General features: G+C 75.6%; 13 protein-coding genes. 3 read left to right on the top strand and 10 right to left on the bottom strand.

Annotated elements, in window-relative coordinates:
- Positions 1–10: 10 nt before the first annotated feature.
- Positions 11–607, bottom strand: coding sequence for a hypothetical protein (locus ACP7TJ_RS16690; protein WP_189910120.1), 597 nt, complete (start codon positions 605–607; stop codon positions 11–13).
- Between the two features lie 214 nt (positions 608–821).
- On the opposite strand from ACP7TJ_RS16690, the gene ACP7TJ_RS16685 reads away from it, so the two are divergent.
- On the top strand, positions 822–2,903 hold the full coding sequence (locus ACP7TJ_RS16685) for a SpoIIE family protein phosphatase (protein ID WP_427763666.1): 2,082 nt from the start codon (positions 822–824) through the stop codon (positions 2,901–2,903).
- A 180-nt stretch (positions 2,904–3,083) separates the two neighbouring features.
- On the opposite strand, the gene ACP7TJ_RS16680 is transcribed toward ACP7TJ_RS16685, so the two are convergent.
- The 7 genes from ACP7TJ_RS16680 to ACP7TJ_RS16650 form a co-directional block, all read right to left on the bottom strand.
- Positions 3,084–3,395: an SCO4225 family membrane protein gene (locus ACP7TJ_RS16680; protein ID WP_093764649.1), complete on the bottom strand. Its 312-nt coding sequence runs from the start codon at positions 3,393–3,395 to the stop codon at positions 3,084–3,086.
- A 105-nt stretch (positions 3,396–3,500) separates the two neighbouring features.
- Positions 3,501–4,175, bottom strand: a complete 675-nt coding sequence (locus ACP7TJ_RS16675) for a response regulator (RefSeq protein ID WP_380866305.1) — start codon at positions 4,173–4,175, stop codon at positions 3,501–3,503.
- Positions 4,172–6,568, bottom strand: a complete 2,397-nt coding sequence (locus ACP7TJ_RS16670) for a histidine kinase (protein ID WP_427763664.1) — start codon at positions 6,566–6,568, stop codon at positions 4,172–4,174. The genes ACP7TJ_RS16675 and ACP7TJ_RS16670 overlap by 4 nt, the downstream gene beginning before the upstream one ends.
- Before the next feature lie 181 nt (positions 6,569–6,749).
- Positions 6,750–7,961, bottom strand: a complete 1,212-nt coding sequence (locus ACP7TJ_RS16665; protein ID WP_093764390.1) for an NAD(P)/FAD-dependent oxidoreductase — start codon at positions 7,959–7,961, stop codon at positions 6,750–6,752.
- Positions 7,962–8,059: 98 nt separating this feature from the next.
- The gene (locus ACP7TJ_RS16660) at positions 8,060–9,007 is read right to left on the bottom strand and encodes an RNA polymerase sigma-70 factor (protein WP_167741286.1); all 948 of its coding nucleotides are present in this window, start codon (positions 9,005–9,007) and stop codon (positions 8,060–8,062) included.
- A 69-nt stretch (positions 9,008–9,076) separates the two neighbouring features.
- A complete protein-coding gene (locus tag ACP7TJ_RS16655) occupies positions 9,077–9,283 on the bottom strand; it encodes a DUF4287 domain-containing protein (protein WP_019525864.1) in 207 nt (68 codons plus the stop codon).
- 97 nt (positions 9,284–9,380) lie between these two features.
- Positions 9,381–10,511: a sugar ABC transporter substrate-binding protein gene (locus tag ACP7TJ_RS16650; protein ID WP_093764388.1), complete on the bottom strand. Its 1,131-nt coding sequence runs from the start codon at positions 10,509–10,511 to the stop codon at positions 9,381–9,383.
- A gap of 235 nt (positions 10,512–10,746) precedes the next feature.
- On the opposite strand from ACP7TJ_RS16650, the gene ACP7TJ_RS16645 reads away from it, so the two are divergent.
- Both ACP7TJ_RS16645 and ACP7TJ_RS16640 read left to right on the top strand, forming a co-directional pair.
- The gene (locus tag ACP7TJ_RS16645) at positions 10,747–11,847 is read left to right on the top strand and encodes an SCO2400 family protein (protein ID WP_380883087.1); all 1,101 of its coding nucleotides are present in this window, start codon (positions 10,747–10,749) and stop codon (positions 11,845–11,847) included.
- A 51-nt stretch (positions 11,848–11,898) separates the two neighbouring features.
- Positions 11,899–12,219: an antibiotic biosynthesis monooxygenase family protein gene (locus tag ACP7TJ_RS16640; RefSeq protein WP_093764386.1), complete on the top strand. Its 321-nt coding sequence runs from the start codon at positions 11,899–11,901 to the stop codon at positions 12,217–12,219.
- A 10-nt stretch (positions 12,220–12,229) separates the two neighbouring features.
- On the opposite strand, the gene bla is transcribed toward ACP7TJ_RS16640, so the two are convergent.
- Positions 12,230–13,150: a class A beta-lactamase gene (bla, locus tag ACP7TJ_RS16635; protein ID WP_427763661.1), complete on the bottom strand. Its 921-nt coding sequence runs from the start codon at positions 13,148–13,150 to the stop codon at positions 12,230–12,232.
- A gap of 48 nt (positions 13,151–13,198) precedes the next feature.
- Positions 13,199–14,827 carry a penicillin-binding transpeptidase domain-containing protein gene (locus ACP7TJ_RS16630; RefSeq protein WP_367549003.1) on the bottom strand — a complete coding sequence of 543 codons (1,629 nt, stop codon included), beginning with the start codon at positions 14,825–14,827 and terminating at the stop codon, positions 13,199–13,201.
- Positions 14,828–14,845 lie beyond the last annotated feature (18 nt).

The raw sequence follows: 14,845 nt of genomic DNA, 5'->3' as shown, positions 1-14,845 counted from the left end.
GCCCGCGGGGTCAGCGCAGCGACAGCGAGGCGTAGACCTTGCCCTTGGTGGTGCGGACCGTCACCTCGGAGACGAAGTTCCAGGAGCCGTCGTTCGCCACGGGATCGGCGACGGCGTACCAGACGCCCCAGCCAGGACGGCCGGGCAGCTCCAGCAGCTCGCCGCGCAGCGGTCCTGCCTGCGTCTCGAGCTCGACGACGGACGCGGTGCCCTTGCCGCCGTAGTACAGGCCGGAGAGGTAGACGCGCTCCGGGGTGCCCTCGGACTGGACGGAGACGCCGGGACTGCCCAGGTCGATGTTGCCGTCGACCACACTGCGGAACTGGCCCTCGGGCATGTCCGGCGTGGTCCAGTGCTTGCCCTCGGGCGTCAGCCACAGCTCGAAGCCGGGCGCGCCGGTGACGCGCTCGCCCGGCTCGACGATGCGGGGCGTCGGGGCGTGCTTCTTCGCGGCGGCCGGAGCCGCGGCCGGAGCGGCGGCCGTCACCGTCGCGGAGTGCGTGGCCCGGCCGGCCGTGTCGTGGGGCGCCGCGTACGACATCGTGGCCATGCCGGCCACCGCGGCCGTGACGGCCGCACCGGCCAGGTACTTCAGTGTCCGCTTCATGCGGGCGACTCCTCGTGCTACACGGGTCCTCGCGGGCCCAGGCGATCTGATGGACGGAGGGCGCCTCTCCATCCGTACAAACCCCGGACCGCCGCCCGCCGGATGACACCCGCCGTGAAGTTTCTCCGGACCGTCCGGCCGAGTTGCCGCGCGCGGGTGATGCGAGAAGGTGAGAGAAGGCCGGGAGGGGGATGGCCCGCGAAGGAGGTGCGCCGTGCCGGACGGCCCCGCCGACGACAGCGCGGTGCTGGACGCGCTGTTCGCCGGCTCGCCCCAGGGCCTGTTCCTGCTCGGCGCCGACCGCAGGGTCACCCGGTACAACCCGTCCGCGCGCGGGGTGCGCGGCCTTCCGGCCGACGACGTCGTCGGCCACGACGTACGGGACTTCGCGCCCGATCTGGAGCCGGAGCTCGACCGTCTGATCGACGAGGTGCTCACGACCGGCCAGCCGATGCGCGGACGGCTGCTGCGCGGACGGTCCCCGTCCGGACCGCACCGGACGCTCGCCGTGGAGGTGTCGCTGTTCCCGCTGCGCGACGGCCCCGGGGTGGTCGGCGTGGTGGAGGACGTGACCGGGCGGCAGGCCGCCGCGGACCGCCTGGCCGTGCTCAGCACGGTGCACCGGACCGTCGGCGCCACCCTCGACGTGCAGGCCACGGCGGACGCCCTGGTCGAGGCGCTGGTGCCGGACCTCGCCGACGCGGCGACCGTGGACCTGCTGGACGACGCCCCCGCCGGAGCGGCGCCCCCGCCCGGTCCCCTGCCGACGTCCGTGCCGCTGCGCCGGGTCGCGTTCGCCGCCCCCGACACCGTCGAGCCGGTCCGGCGCACCGGCGACAGCCGTCCCTTCCCGTTCCCCACGCCGTACACGCAGGCCCTCAGCGACGGGCGAGCGCGGCTGGTGCAGGTCACTCCGGACGATCCATGGCTGGCGACCGACCCGGACGGCTTCGCCGCCCTGCTCGGGCGGGAGGTCCACTCCATGATCGTCGCGCCGCTCACCGCGCGGGACACCGTGCTGGGGCTGCTGACGCTGTACCGCGGCCGGGTCGACGCCTTCGAGGAGGCGGACCTCGACGTGGCCCGGCAGGCCGCCGCGACCGCGGCCGTGCACCTGGACAACGCGCGCAGCTACCGCCGTGAGCACGCGGTGGCGTCCACCCTCCAGCGGCGGCTGCAGCCGGGCGTGACCCCGCGGCTGTCGGCGGTGGAGACCGCGCACGTGTATCTGCCGGAGAGCGCGGGCGGGGCCTGGTTCGACGTCATCCCGCTGTCCGGGACCCGGGTGGCGCTGGTCGTCGGGGACGTCGCCGGCCACGGCATCGAGGCGGCGGCCACCATGGGGCAGCTCCGCGTCGCGCTGCGCACCCTGGCGCTGCAGGACCTGGAGACCGACGAGGTGCTGACCCACCTGGACGAGGTCGCCGGGCAGCTCACGGCCGTCGACACCCGCGAGGCGCACCCCTACCTGGCGACCTGCGCGGTCACCGTCTACGACCCGGTCTCCCGGCAGTGCACCATGATGCGGGCCGGACACCCCGCCCCGGTCCTGGTCGACCCGGAGGGCTCGCCGATCGACGTGGACGTGCCGCTCGGCCCCCCGCTGGGCGCGGAGGGCGGGGCCGCCTTCCTCCCGGCCGTCGCACAGCTCCCGCCGGGCTGCCTCATCGCGCACGTCACCAACGGGCTGCTGGGCTCCGAAGGGAGCGGCGACGACGAGGCGGACGCCGTGCACCGCCTGGAGCATGTGCTGGCGACCCCGTCCCAGCCGCTCCAGGAGCTGTGCGACACCGCCGTCTACCGCATGACGCCCTCGCGGTACGACGACGCCGTCCTGCTGCTCGCGCGCACCGAGTGCCTGCCGCCGGACCGGGTCGCCGACTGGACGCTGCCCGCGGACACCTCCGTGGTCGGCACGGCCCGCCGGCTCGTCGGCCAGCAGCTCGCCGCCTGGAACCTCGGCGACCGCGCCTTCACCACCGAGATCATCGTCAGCGAGCTCGTCACCAACGCGATCCTGCACGGCGAGGGCCCCGTCCGGCTGCGCCTCATCCACGACGGTGAGCGCCTGCTGGCCGAGGTGACGGACGCGAGCAGCGCGGGTCCTCACCTCCGCCACGCCCGGGCCGGCGACGAGGGCGGGCGGGGGCTGTACATCGTGATGCGGCTCAGCGCCCACTGGGGCGTACGGCACGGCCGCGAGGACAAGACGATCTGGTCCGAACAACGCCTCGGGGAAGACGTCCCGGAGGACCTCCTCGCGACGGTGGACGTGTTCGACACGGCGGGGGCGTGAGGGACGCGTCCGGGCGATCTCGCCAGCGAGTACGGGAGGCGTGCACCTCGACGGACACCGGGCCGAACGGGCCGACGCAAGCCGTGCCTACGTACGGCAGCGCGTTTGGCAGGTTGTCGGGGCCGACTCACGGTGGTGGCGAGGGCGGTGCCGTCCGCGTTGACGCGTGTCCGGCGCGTGTCAGCGCGTCGGGCCGCCGCGCAGCCTGCGTGAGCACCAGCCGATGACCGCCGCGTTGACCAGCGCGCCCATGACCACGGCGAACACGAACGTCGGCAGGCCGCCCGGCAGGGCGAGGCCGACGAGGCTCGCGGGGGCGGTGGCGAGCACGGGGATGACGCCCGCGAAGGACGCGTCCTCGTTCTCGCCGGCGCTCGCCACGAACGCCCACACGGTCAGGGCGGCGCAGAGGCCCAGGTAGACGAGGGCGAAGACGTCGCCGTAGAGGTGGCGCAGACGGGCGAGGAGGGTGCGGTCGGAACGTCCGGTCATCGTGGTCATGTTCATGATCCTCAGGTCGGTGTGGTCGGTACAGGTCGATGAGGTGCGGTTGCGGTTGCGGGTGCGGGGGTCGTGGAGGCGTACGGGACGCCGGGGCTACACGGCGCTGCCGGGCGGGTGGGGGCGGGCGAGGCCGAGGTCGTAGGCGAGGATCGTCGCCTGCACCCGGTCCCGCAGCCCCAGCTTCCGCAGCAACGCGTTGACGTGGGACTTCACGGTGCCGACGGTGATGCCGAGCTGGTCGGCGATCTCCGCGTTGGTCAGTCCGGTGGCGACCAGCGTGAGGACGCCGCGTTCCCGGCCGGTCAGGCCGGACAGCTCGGGGACCGGCGCCGCGGGCCCGCCGCCCGCCGCCGCGTAGTGGGAGATGAGCCGGCGGGTCGCGGACGGGGCGAGGACGCTCTCCCCCGACGCCACCACCCGGATCCCGCGCAGCAGTTCGGAGGCGTACACGTCCTTGAGCAGGAAGCCGGAGGCGCCCGCCCGCAGCGCGTCGAAGACGTAGGCGTCGAGGTCGAAGGTGGTCAGCACCAGCACCCGGGGCGCGCCGGCGCGGCCGGTGATGATCCGGGTCGCGGCGATGCCGTCCAGCTCGGGCATCCGTACGTCCATGACGACGACGTCCGGCGCCAGTCGCTCGGCGAGCCGCACCGCGGCGGCCCCGTCGGCGGCCTCGCCGACGACCGTCATGTCCTCCTCGGCGTCGATGACGGCGGCGAATCCCGCGCGCACGATGCCCTGGTCGTCGGCGACCAGCACCTTGAGGCTCATCGTTCCCTCTCCTCCCCGTCGCCCGGTGCGAGGGGCAGCAGGAGACGGACGGTGTCCGCCGGTCCGGTGGTCAGAGCGCCGTCGAGCGCCGCGACGCGCGCGGCCAGCCGCTCCCGCACGGCCGGGTGGGCGGCGGACGGCACCCCGGTGGCCGTGAGCGTCAACGTACCGTCGGAGGCGTCGAGTTCCAGCGTGGCGGGCTGCTCCCCGCCGGTGGTGAGCACGGTCTCGGCGGCGTGGTAGGCGGCCAGGTCCACGGCGGCGGGCAGCCGTCCGGGGACCCGACCGGTCAGGCGTATCTCCACCTCGCGCCCGGCGGCCCGGCACTGACGGGCGAGCAGGTCCAGCGCCTGGAGCGTGGGCTGCGGACGCAGCGCGGGCCCGGCCTCGCCGTCGCGGACCGCGTCGAGCAGGGCGCGCATCGCGGCCAGCGCCTCCCGGGCGCGCTCGGCGGCCGCCTCCAGCCTGCCCGCCTCGGCCTCGGCGACCATGCCGGCGGTCCGGGCCAGCACGGTGGTCTCCAGCCCGTCGGCGATCCGGCGCCGCTCGGCCCACGCGTCGCGGACGGCCTCCCCGGTCAGCGCGCCGAGGCGTCCGTCCCGTTCGGCGCGGGTCGCCTGTGCGCGGCGGGCGCGCAGGGTGCCGACGCGATGGGCCGCGCACATGACCGGGGCCGTCCCGGCGAGGGCCGCGGTGGCGACCGCCCAGGCGGGCGCGCCGGTTCCCCGGTCCAGCACGGCTGTGGTGACGGCGGCCGTGTGCACCGTGATCGCGCCCGCGAGGAGCACCGGGCGGGTGAGCGGGCGGCCGCGGCGCCGTCGTGGCCGTTCGCGCAGTTCCCCGCGCCCCTGGGCGGGCTGCCCGACCGGAGCCCCCAGGGGGCGCGGGGAACTGCGCGACCAGCTCCCACCGGCCCGCACCGGACCTCCCGACGCGAGCGCCACGCAGGTGGCGAGCGCGCCGAGCGCGGGCGGCAGCAGCACCGGCCCGGTGTACCCACCCGTCGCCGCCGCCGCGGGCCAGAGCAGGGCGAGAACACCAAGGGCGCCGTACGCGACGCGCGGAGCCCTCCGCAGCCACAGCAGCGTGACCGCCTGGGCGGCCGCGAGCAGCGCGAACAGCACGCCCGCCGACACGTCCGACCCCGTCGGCGTCTCCTCCGCGCGGATCGCCAGCACCGGCAGCAGCGGCTGGAGGACGAGTCCTGCGGCGGCCGTCACCTGGGCGGCGCGGTAGCCGCGCGCACCCGGCCGGTCCCCGGCGCCGGCCATCCGGCCGGGCAGCACCGCCCGCACCTCCCAGCCGCCGTCCTCCGTCGGCCCGGTGGTCAGGGTGCCGCCGGCCTCCCGGGCGCGGGAGCGCAGGATGCCCTGGCCGCGTCCGCCGCCGAGGTCCGCGGCGTGCGCGGGGGCGCCCGGCAGTGGTGCGCCGCTGGTGACCACGACGTCCGTACGGTCGTCGCCGTACCGGCACCGCACGGTGGTGGCCGCGCCCGGCGCATACCGGGCCACGTTGGTGAGCGCCTCCCGCACGATGCCGTACGCGGCGTCGGCGACGGCGCCCTCCGGCAGCGGATCGATCACGCAGTCGACCGGCTGGCCGATCCGCCGGAACCCGTCGACCAGGCCGAGCAGCCGCTCCTCGGGCGCGGGCAGACCGCTGTCCGAGGGGGCGGGAGCCCGCAGCGTGCCGAGCGCCCGGGTCACCTCGTGCCCGGTGTCCACGGCGAACCGCAGTGCCTCGTCCGCGAGTTCGGGCCGCCGGTCGCGCAGCCCCAGGGCGGCGCCCGCGGTGACCACCACGGCGGTCAGATGGTGGGCGCTGACGTCGTGCAACTCCCTCTCCATCCGCCGCCGTTCGACGGCGGGCAGCCGGCGCCGCTCGGACTCCGCGCGGCGCAGCAGGTCGTCGGACGCGCGCCGCGCGCTCCGGGACCGCCGGGCGAGCATCCCGGCGCCGCACGCGGCCGCGTACAGCAGGGCGGTGAGCACCAGGTCCAGCCCGTCGCGGTCGCTGAGCCGGTGCAGGGTCAGCCCGTACAGGAGCTGCCAGACGGCGAGGGACACCCCGCACACCACGGTGGTGAAGGCGTCCCGTTCGGTGGCCACGGTCCACAGGGCCAGCGCGACCCCGGCGGTCCCGAGCACCGCCGTCGCCCCGACGGGCAGCGGACCGGCGCCCAGCGCGCAGGCGACGGCGACCACGACGAGGGCGGTCACCGGGCGGCTCCGGCGCAGCGCCAGCACGGCGGTGACAGGCCCGGCGACCAGCACGGCCACGAGCAGGGCGTACGCGGACGGGACCTCGCCGCGCACCAGTGCGGCCCCCGGCCACACCACGGCCTGGGCGCACAGCAGCAGGACCGGCGCCGGCCGGTCGTCGATGCGTTTCATGACCCGTTCAGGCTAGGCCGGGGCTGCCTGCCTCCCCCTCCGGCGCAAGGGGGATCCGGGTCTCTGTCGCTGGTTGCAGAAACGGGTGCGGGGCGTCCGACCCGGACGCCTTTCCGCAGGCCGAAGGCCCGCCGGGGAGGCGGGCCCTGGTGAGTCCCTGGTGGGTGTGCCCTGGTGCCGCTCAGGCCGCCGTCTCGGGCGCCGGCTCCGCGGTGGTCGCCAACGGCGCCGGGGCGGGGTGGGTGATCCGGCGACGGCGGCCGGGAAGGCCCAGGGTCGGGTGGGCGACGGCCCAGGCCGCGCCCTTGCAGACCAGTTCCTTGTAGAGGGCGGCGACGCGGCCGGTCAGCGCGGCGTTCACCGCGCGGTCGTCGGCGGTGACGTACTGGATGAGTCCGTCCTTGCGGCCGAGCGAGACGCACTGGTTGAAGTACCGCAGCGGCACGTGCGGCAGCTTGCCGCCGGTGAGGCGGGCCGCGATCGCGTCGGCGGCCTGCCACGCGGTGGGCGTGCCGGTCGCGCACGACATCCGCAGCGGCTTGTCGCCGGGCCCCCGCACCAGGGCCGCGTCGCCGACGGCGTACACGTCCGGGTGCGAGACCGAGCGCATGGTGCCGTCGACCACGATCTGCCCGGTGTCCCCGACCTCCAGGGTCGTCGCGCGGGCGATCGGGTGGACGGCGAACCCTGCGGTCCACACGGTGAGCGCGGACGGCAGGACCGTCCCGTCGGCGGTGACCACACGGCCGTCCTCCACGGCCGTGACCTCGGTGTTCTCCCGCGCGGTGATGCCGAGCCGGTCGAACACGGCCCGCAGGTGACCCTGGCCCTTGGGCGACAGCCAGTCGCCGAGGCCGGTGCGGGCGGCGAGGGTGACCTCCAGGTCCGGACGCGACTCGGCGATCTCGGTGGCCGCCTCCAGGCCGGTGAGTCCGCCGCCCACCACGACCACGGGCTGCCCGGCGGCGAGCCCGGCCAGCCGCTCGCGCACCCGCAGCGCGCCGGCCCGCCCGGCGATCTCGTACGCGTGCTCGGCGGCGCCCGGGACGCCGTGGTCGTTCCAGCGGCTGCCGAGGGCGTAGAGGAGCGTGTCGTACGCCAACTCCTCGGCGCCGCCGTCGCCGGTGACGGCGACGACCTTGCGGTCGACGTCGACGGCGGTGACCCGGGCGACCTTCAGCGCGACGCCGGTCCCGGCGAGCACGTCGGTCAGCGGCCGGTGCGGGAGCCGGCGTCCGGTGGCCAGCTCGTGGTTGCGGACGCGTTCGACGAAGTCGGGCTCGGCGTTGACGAGGGTGAGGGAGACGTCGTCGCGGTGCAGCCGCCTGGCCAGGCGTCCGGCGGCGGAGGCTCCGGCGTATCCGGCTCCGAGGACGATGATGCGGTGCTGCATGGCAGGCTCCTGTCGTCGACTGGTTCGCCCCTTGAACCGGGCGGCCCGCCGATCCCTGACACCTTCACCATGTGACCTACGTCACATCTGTCGTCGGGTCAGAAGGCGGCCCGGACCAGCGGCTCCCCGTGGTCGACGGCGGCCCACCGCTCCGTCACGCGCTCCAGCTTGTCGGGGTTGACCTGGCTGCGGACCGCCGCGATGCCGTCCTCGGTGACCTCCAGGCACATCACGCCGACCACCCGGCCGTCGACGACCGCCACCACGGCCGGATCGCCGTTCGCGGTAGCCGCGTACAGCTCGGGCGACCCGCCCGCCACGGCCCGCTTGCCGGGACCCGGCTTGAACAGACCCCGCAGGAACGTGGCCACCGCCTTGACGCCCTCGAACGCCTTGGCCCGCGCCGGCACCTTCCCGCCGCCGTCGCCGACCGCGACCGCGTCCCGCGTGAGCAGCGCCACCAGCGGCTCGGTCCGCCCGCTGGTGGCGGCCGCGAGGAACTCCTCGACGACCCGCCGGGCCTCGGCCTCGTCGATCTCCCGGCGCGCCCTGCCCTGCGCCACATGCTTCCTGGCCCGGTGCAGGATCTGCTGGCTGGCGGCCTCGCTGACGTCGAGGATCTCGGCGATCTCCCGGTGCGGGTAGCCGAACGCCTCCCGCAGCACGTACACCGTGCGCTCGTCCGGGGACAGCCGCTCCAGCAGCACGAGCATCGCGAACGACACCGACTCCCGCTGCTCGGCGGTGTCGGCGGGCCCCAGCATCGGGTCCCCGGCGACCAGCGGCTCCGGCAGCCACTGGCCCACGTACGTCTCGCGCCGGGCGCGGGCCGAGGTGAGCTGGTTGAGGCAGAGGTTGGTGAGCACCTTCGTCAGCCATGCCTCGGGCACCTCGATCCGCCCGGTGTCCGCGTCCTGCCAGCGCAGATACGTCTCCTGCACGGCGTCCTCGGCCTCGCTCGCCGAGCCGAGCAGCCGGTAGGCGATGGCCTCGAGACGGGGCTTGGCGGCCAGGAACCGGTTCACGTCGCTCGTACGCGCAGACATGCCGCGATCCTAGGCCCGTCCCCGGCGTCCCCGCCCGGGATCACGCCCGGGCGGGATGGCGCCCCGCGGTCACCCCTTCTCCGCGAGGGTGTGGGCGACCAGGGCGTTGGCGTGCCCGTGCCCCAGGCCGTGCTCGGTCTTGAGCCAGGTGACCAGCTCCATGTGGCGGGTCAGCGGCGAGGAGCGGATGAGCTCCTTCCACTCGGCCACGGGGCGGCCGTACTTCTTCTCGATCGACGGGAAATAGCTGGCCGGGCCCTTCACCTGTGCGCTCATGACGACCGGTCCTTCCTCCGCTCGCGGACACCTACGCCCATGAAGACCGGAGGGAGGACCCGGACTGATCGGCAATCGGACGTGACCTGCGTCACTCTCAGCCGAGGAGCCCGATCTCCGCGCAGTCGTCCGCGTGCGCCGGGGTGCAGATGTCCTTGACGGTGTAGACGCCGTCCGCGATCACCGTGTCCTCGATGTTCTCCCGGGTGAGGGCGACCACCGGCACCAGCATCGCCGGGATGTCCTTCTGCGACCGGCTGTCGATCACGTCCTGCGCCAGCGCGTCGAACTGGATCGCCCGGTCCTGCACCTTGGCCACCGCCATGTCCGCGGCGCCGGTCGCCTCCAGCAGGAAGGACTTGTACACGGTCATGTACTGGGTGCCCGAGACGACCCGCCGCACCGCCTCCAGGTCCGCGTCCTGCCCGGTCACCGGCGGCAGTTCGGTGAGCCCCGCCTGCTGGAGCTCCTCGATGACGGCGCCGGCCATGCCGTCGTTCGCGGAGTACACGGCGGCGACGTTCCCCGCGCCGACCTTCCTGATCGCCTTGCGCATGTTCTCCGCCGCGACCTCGGGCAGCCACTTCTTGGTGTCGTACGACGCGGCGATGTCCACCGCGCCGTCCAGCTCGCCCAGCGCGCCCTTCTTGAACAGCGCGGTGTTGGGGTCGGCGGGCTCGCCGTTCATCATGACGACCTTCTTGTGCTCGGCCTTCTCGCCGAGCGCGTTGACCAGGGCGCGGCCCTGCACCTGGCCGACGAGTTCGTTGTCGTGCGAGACGTACGCGTCGATCGGGCCCTCGGCGAGCCGGTCGTAGGCGATGACGGGTATGCCCGCCCGCTTGGCCAGGCGTACGTCCGGGGCGACGGCGGACGCGTCCACCGCGTCCACGAGGATCACGTCGACGTTCCGGCCGATCATCTGGCGGAACTGCTCGCTCTGCTTCTCCTTGCTGCCCTCGGCGTTGGCGTAGACGACCTCGCCCTGCTTGTTGGTCTGCGAGGCGATGCGCTCCTTGATGAGCGGGTAGTCGAACTGCTCGAACCGCGCCGTGTCCCGGTCGGGCAGCAGCAGCCCCACGGTGATGTCGTCGTCGGCGCGCGTGTCCGAGGTGTCGTCGTCGCCCGATCCGAGCGCACCGCAGGCGGTGAGGGAGAGGGCCGTCAGGGAGGCGGTCAGCAGCAGGGCGCAACGGCGTGCGGCGGCAGCGGTGGTACGGGGCTTCACAGTGGGGGGCGCCTTCCGGGCAGGCATGCGGCATGGGGGGTGGAGCTGGACGGCCGACGCGGCACTCCGTACGGCGCCGGGGCCGACGTCCGGCCGGGCCCAGAACATCGCACAGCAGTGTGTCCGTTGTGCGGTGGTGCGGCACGCGTGCTCACGACCTTCTCCCCTGGCACGCCGAGAATGTGCGCAGGAGCGGCACACGGACTGCACACGGCGGGCCGTGGGCCTGGCTAGCGTGGCTGTTCCCTGCCCGGACCGGGCCGGCCGCGCCTGCGCGGACGCCCGGTACGACACCTCAGGAAGACAGCGGATGGACTACTGCTCCACGTGTCGCCGGCACCTGAACGGCGCCCTGGTCTGCCCGGGTTGCGGCGCCTACGCCCCCGACATCGCCCCCGGCGTGGCGGACGGCCACCGGGTCCCCGGACCGGCGGCGACGGCGTCCGGCACGGCGGGCGCGGCGGGTGCGGCGCACCGCGCCGACGCCGAACGGCCCGCGGAAACCGGCTGGTTCACCGCGCCCGCACGGCCCGACGAGGTCGCACGGTCCGCCGACACCACGTGGCCCGTGGGCGCCGGACGGCCCGCCGAGACCCCGCGCCCCGCCGGCGCCGCGTCGTCCGCCGGCACCGCACAGCTTGAGGAAACCGGCGGCCCCGCCGCCGACGCCCCGCGCGCCCTGCCGGCAGGCGCCGGCACCGGACGCGCCGCGCGGCGGCGGCAGTTGGCGCGCTGGAGGAAGACACAGCGGCGCGCCCTGGTCGCCACGGCCGTGGCGCTCGTCGGCGGCGGCATCACCCTCGCCTCGACGGACCGGGGCGGCAACGACCGCGCCCAGGCCGCCACCGCCCCCGACCTGCACGGCATGGGCGGCACCGGTGGCACCACGGACGACCAGGCCGGCGGCCCGTCCGCCTCCCCGGACCGCACGACCGTTCCGCCGCGGGCCGACGGCCGCCGCGGCGCGGCGCGCCCCGAGGCCGCGCCCACCACCGCGCCCCCGTCCCGCCCGCAGACCGACGGCGCGGCCGCCACCGAGGTGCCCGCCGGGGGACGTCCGGACGCGCCCGAGTCCGTCTCCCGCTCCGGCGACCGCTCCGAGGCGAGCCAGGACACCGGCCGCGACGCACCGGACACCGGCGACTCCACCACCCCCACGCGCCCCTCCTCGCCCCCGCCCGCCGACGACGACGGCGCCGGGAGCGGTGACACGGGCGGCGACGGCGGCCCGGACCAGGGCGACGGCTCGACCGCCCAGCCGGCGCCCAGCACCCCGCCGCCCGCCGACGAGCCGCGCGACCCCCGTCTCTGCCTGCTGGTGATCTGCCTCGGCTGACCGCGCCGCCCCGACCGGCGGTCCGTACGGGGGCTGCGGGACAATCACGACATGAGCGTCGTCAAGATCAACGTACTCACGGTTCCCGAGGACCAGCGCGAGACCCTGGAGCGGCGGTTCGCCGCGCGGGCCGGCGCGGTGGAGAACTCGGACGGCTTCGAGTGGTTCGAGCTGCTGCGCCCGGTCGAGGGCACCGACACCTACCTCGTCTACACGCGCTGGCGCAGCGAGGAGGACTTCGAGCGCTGGAGGGACGGGCGGGGCCAGGCCGCCCACGCCGGCGCGCAGGGCGACAAGCCGCGCCCGGCGGCGACCGACGCGACCCTGTGGTCCTTCGAGGTGGTCCAGCAGGCGGCGCCCCGCCAGGACTGACCGGGGGACGTCACCGCAGCACGTCCAGCACCCGCCGCGCCGCCTCCGCCACCAGCTCGTCGCTGGGGGACGCGGCGCGGTCGGGGCGTTCCGTCAGCACCGACAGCACCAGCGGCGGGCGTCCGCCGCCGGGCCACAGCACGGCCACGTCGTTGCCCCGGCCCCAGTCGCCGCTGCCGGTCTTGTCGCCCACCCTCCAGCCGCGGGGCGCGCCCGCCCGGATGCGGCGGTCGCCGGTGGTGTTGCGCACCAGCCAGTCGGTGAGCAGGGCGCGCCCGGCGGCGGTCAGCGCGTCGCCGAGCACGAGGGCGCGGTGGTCGGCCGCGATCGCGCGGGGCGTGGTGGTGTCGCGCGGGTCGCCGGGCGGGTTGCTGTTCAGCTCGGGCTCGGTGTGGTCCAGCCGCGTCACCCGGTCGCCCAGCCGGCGCGCGTACGCGGTGAGGCCGCGCGGGCCCCCGATGTCCCGCAGCAGCAGATTGGCGGCCGTGTTGTCGCTGTACCGGACGGCCGCGTCGCACAGCTGCCGCAGTGTCATGCCCTCCCCGGTGTGCTTCTCGGTGACGGGCGAGTACGGCACCAGGTCGGCCGTGCCGTAGGGGATCCGTTCGTCCAGGCGGGCGCCGGGGCGCCGGTCCAGGACCGCGGCGGCGGCGAGGGTCTTGAAGGTCGAGCAGAGCGCGAAGCGTTCGTCGGCGCGGTGGACGACGGTGGCTCCGGTGCCGGTGTCGACGGCGAACACCCCGAGGCGGGCGCCGTACTCGCGTTCCAGCGCGGCGAGGTTCCGCGGGCTCACCGGGGACGGTGTGCCGCGGCCGGCGGTCGCGGAGGCTCCGGAGGCCGGGGCGCGGTCCGGGGCGTCGGTGGCGCAGCCCGCCACGGGGGCGAGGGCGGCGGTCAGCAGCAGGGAGCGGCGGGAGAGGCGTGCGGTCATGACGGGACGTCCTTCCAGGTACGGGGCGCGGGTCAGGAGGACCGCGGCTCAGGAGCGGGGCGCGGCGGACAGCAGGGCGTGGAGCACGGGTCCGGCCGAGCCGCCGCCGGTGACGCCCTCCTCGACGACGCAGGCCACGGCGACGCCGTCGCGGTGGGCGACCATCCAGCCGTTGTTCTCCTGGTCGTCGGAGACCTCGGCGGTGCCTGTCTTGCCGCCGACCTCACCGGCCAGCGGGGCCAGGGCGCGCGCGGTGCCCTCGGTGACCGTGGCCCGCAGCAGCGTGCGGAGCTGGGTGACGACGCGGGGCGGCAGCGGCTCGGTCCCGGTGGTGTCCTCGGTGCCGGCGACGAGGACGGGCTGGTGGAAGCGGCCGGAGACGGCCGTCGCGGTGACCGACGCCATGATCAGCGGGTTGGCCTGCACCCGGCCCTGGCCGATCATCGAGGCGGCCTTCTCCGTCGCGTCGCGCGGCTCGGGCACGGACCCGTCGTACGAGGGGACGCCCACGTGCCAGGTCTGGCCGACTCCGAAGTACCTCTTCGCGACCTCCCCGAGCTCGCCGTCGCCGAGCCGGCTCCGCAGGCCGATGAAGGCGGTGTTGCAGGACTCGGTGAACGCCTTGCGGAAGGTGGCGCCCGGGTGGGCGGAGGTCTCGACGTTCTGGAACCGCTTGCCGACGGTGAGGTAGCGGGGGCAGTCCACGACGTCGTCCGGGGCGACCGCGCCCTTCAGCAGCAGGGCGCTGCTGGTGACGATCTTCCAGGTGGAGCCGGGGGCGTAGGTGCCGGAGACGGCGCGGTTGAAGCCGTCGGCCGGGGAGTTGGCCACGGCGAGGATCTCCCCGTCGTCCACGCGCAGGGCGACCAGCGCCGCGTTCTTCCCGCCGGCCTGCTCCAGGGCCTGCTCGGCGGCCGCCTGCCAGCGGGCGTCGAGGGTGGTGCGTACGGGTCCCTCGTCCTCGGGCGTCTCGGAGCCGAAGGCCGCCTCGGTGCGGCGGACCTCTCCGGTGACGCGGTCGACGAGCAGCACCGCCCCGCGCGGCCCGCCGCCGTCCGTGGAGCGGGCCAGCTGGGCGAGGACCGGCCCGAGGGAGGGGTGGGCGGCCGCCGACAGGGTGCGGCCGGCCCGGTCGTCCGCGCGGACCGGCTCGGTCTCCTCCCGCTCCAGGCGGAACTTCTCCGTCCCGCTGAGCCGCGGATGCACCAGCGACAGCCGCCAGTCCACCTTCCACTCGCCGCCCCGCTCCCGCAGCGGCAGTTCGGATGCGTACGTCCAGGTGCCGAGGCCCGTGACGGGCATCCGCGCGGTGTACGGCACGGTGACGGCGCGCCCGCCGGACTCCTCGTCCTCCACCGGCTTCCCGGCCGTGAGCACCGGTTTCCCGAGGTCGAGGCCGGCGGTGAAGCTGCTCAGCACGTCCTGGGCGCGGTCGGGTCTGGTGGTGCGGGCGGCGGCGTCCGGGAGGCGTCCGGCGGCCCAGTCGGCGAGGAACGCGCGGGCCTCGGCCATCGCGTCCGGGTCGGGGCCGGACTCGCCCGCGAAGGGCCCGAGCCCGGCGCCCCAGGCGCCGCCGACGGCGACCGCGGCGGCCGCCGTGACGGCGACGAGCGCCTTGAACGCCGTCCGAGGGCGACGACGGTGACCGGAACGGGGAAGGTCGGGAAACGTGTTCATGCCCCGACCACAGCAGTG

This window comes from Streptomyces sp. DSM 41931, from assembly GCF_050271085.1.
In the GTDB taxonomy this organism is placed as follows: Bacteria; Actinomycetota; Actinomycetes; order Streptomycetales; family Streptomycetaceae; genus Streptomyces; species Streptomyces albogriseolus.
Note: the sequence above shows the minus strand (reverse complement) of the source record. Positions and strands in the feature narration are given on the sequence as shown.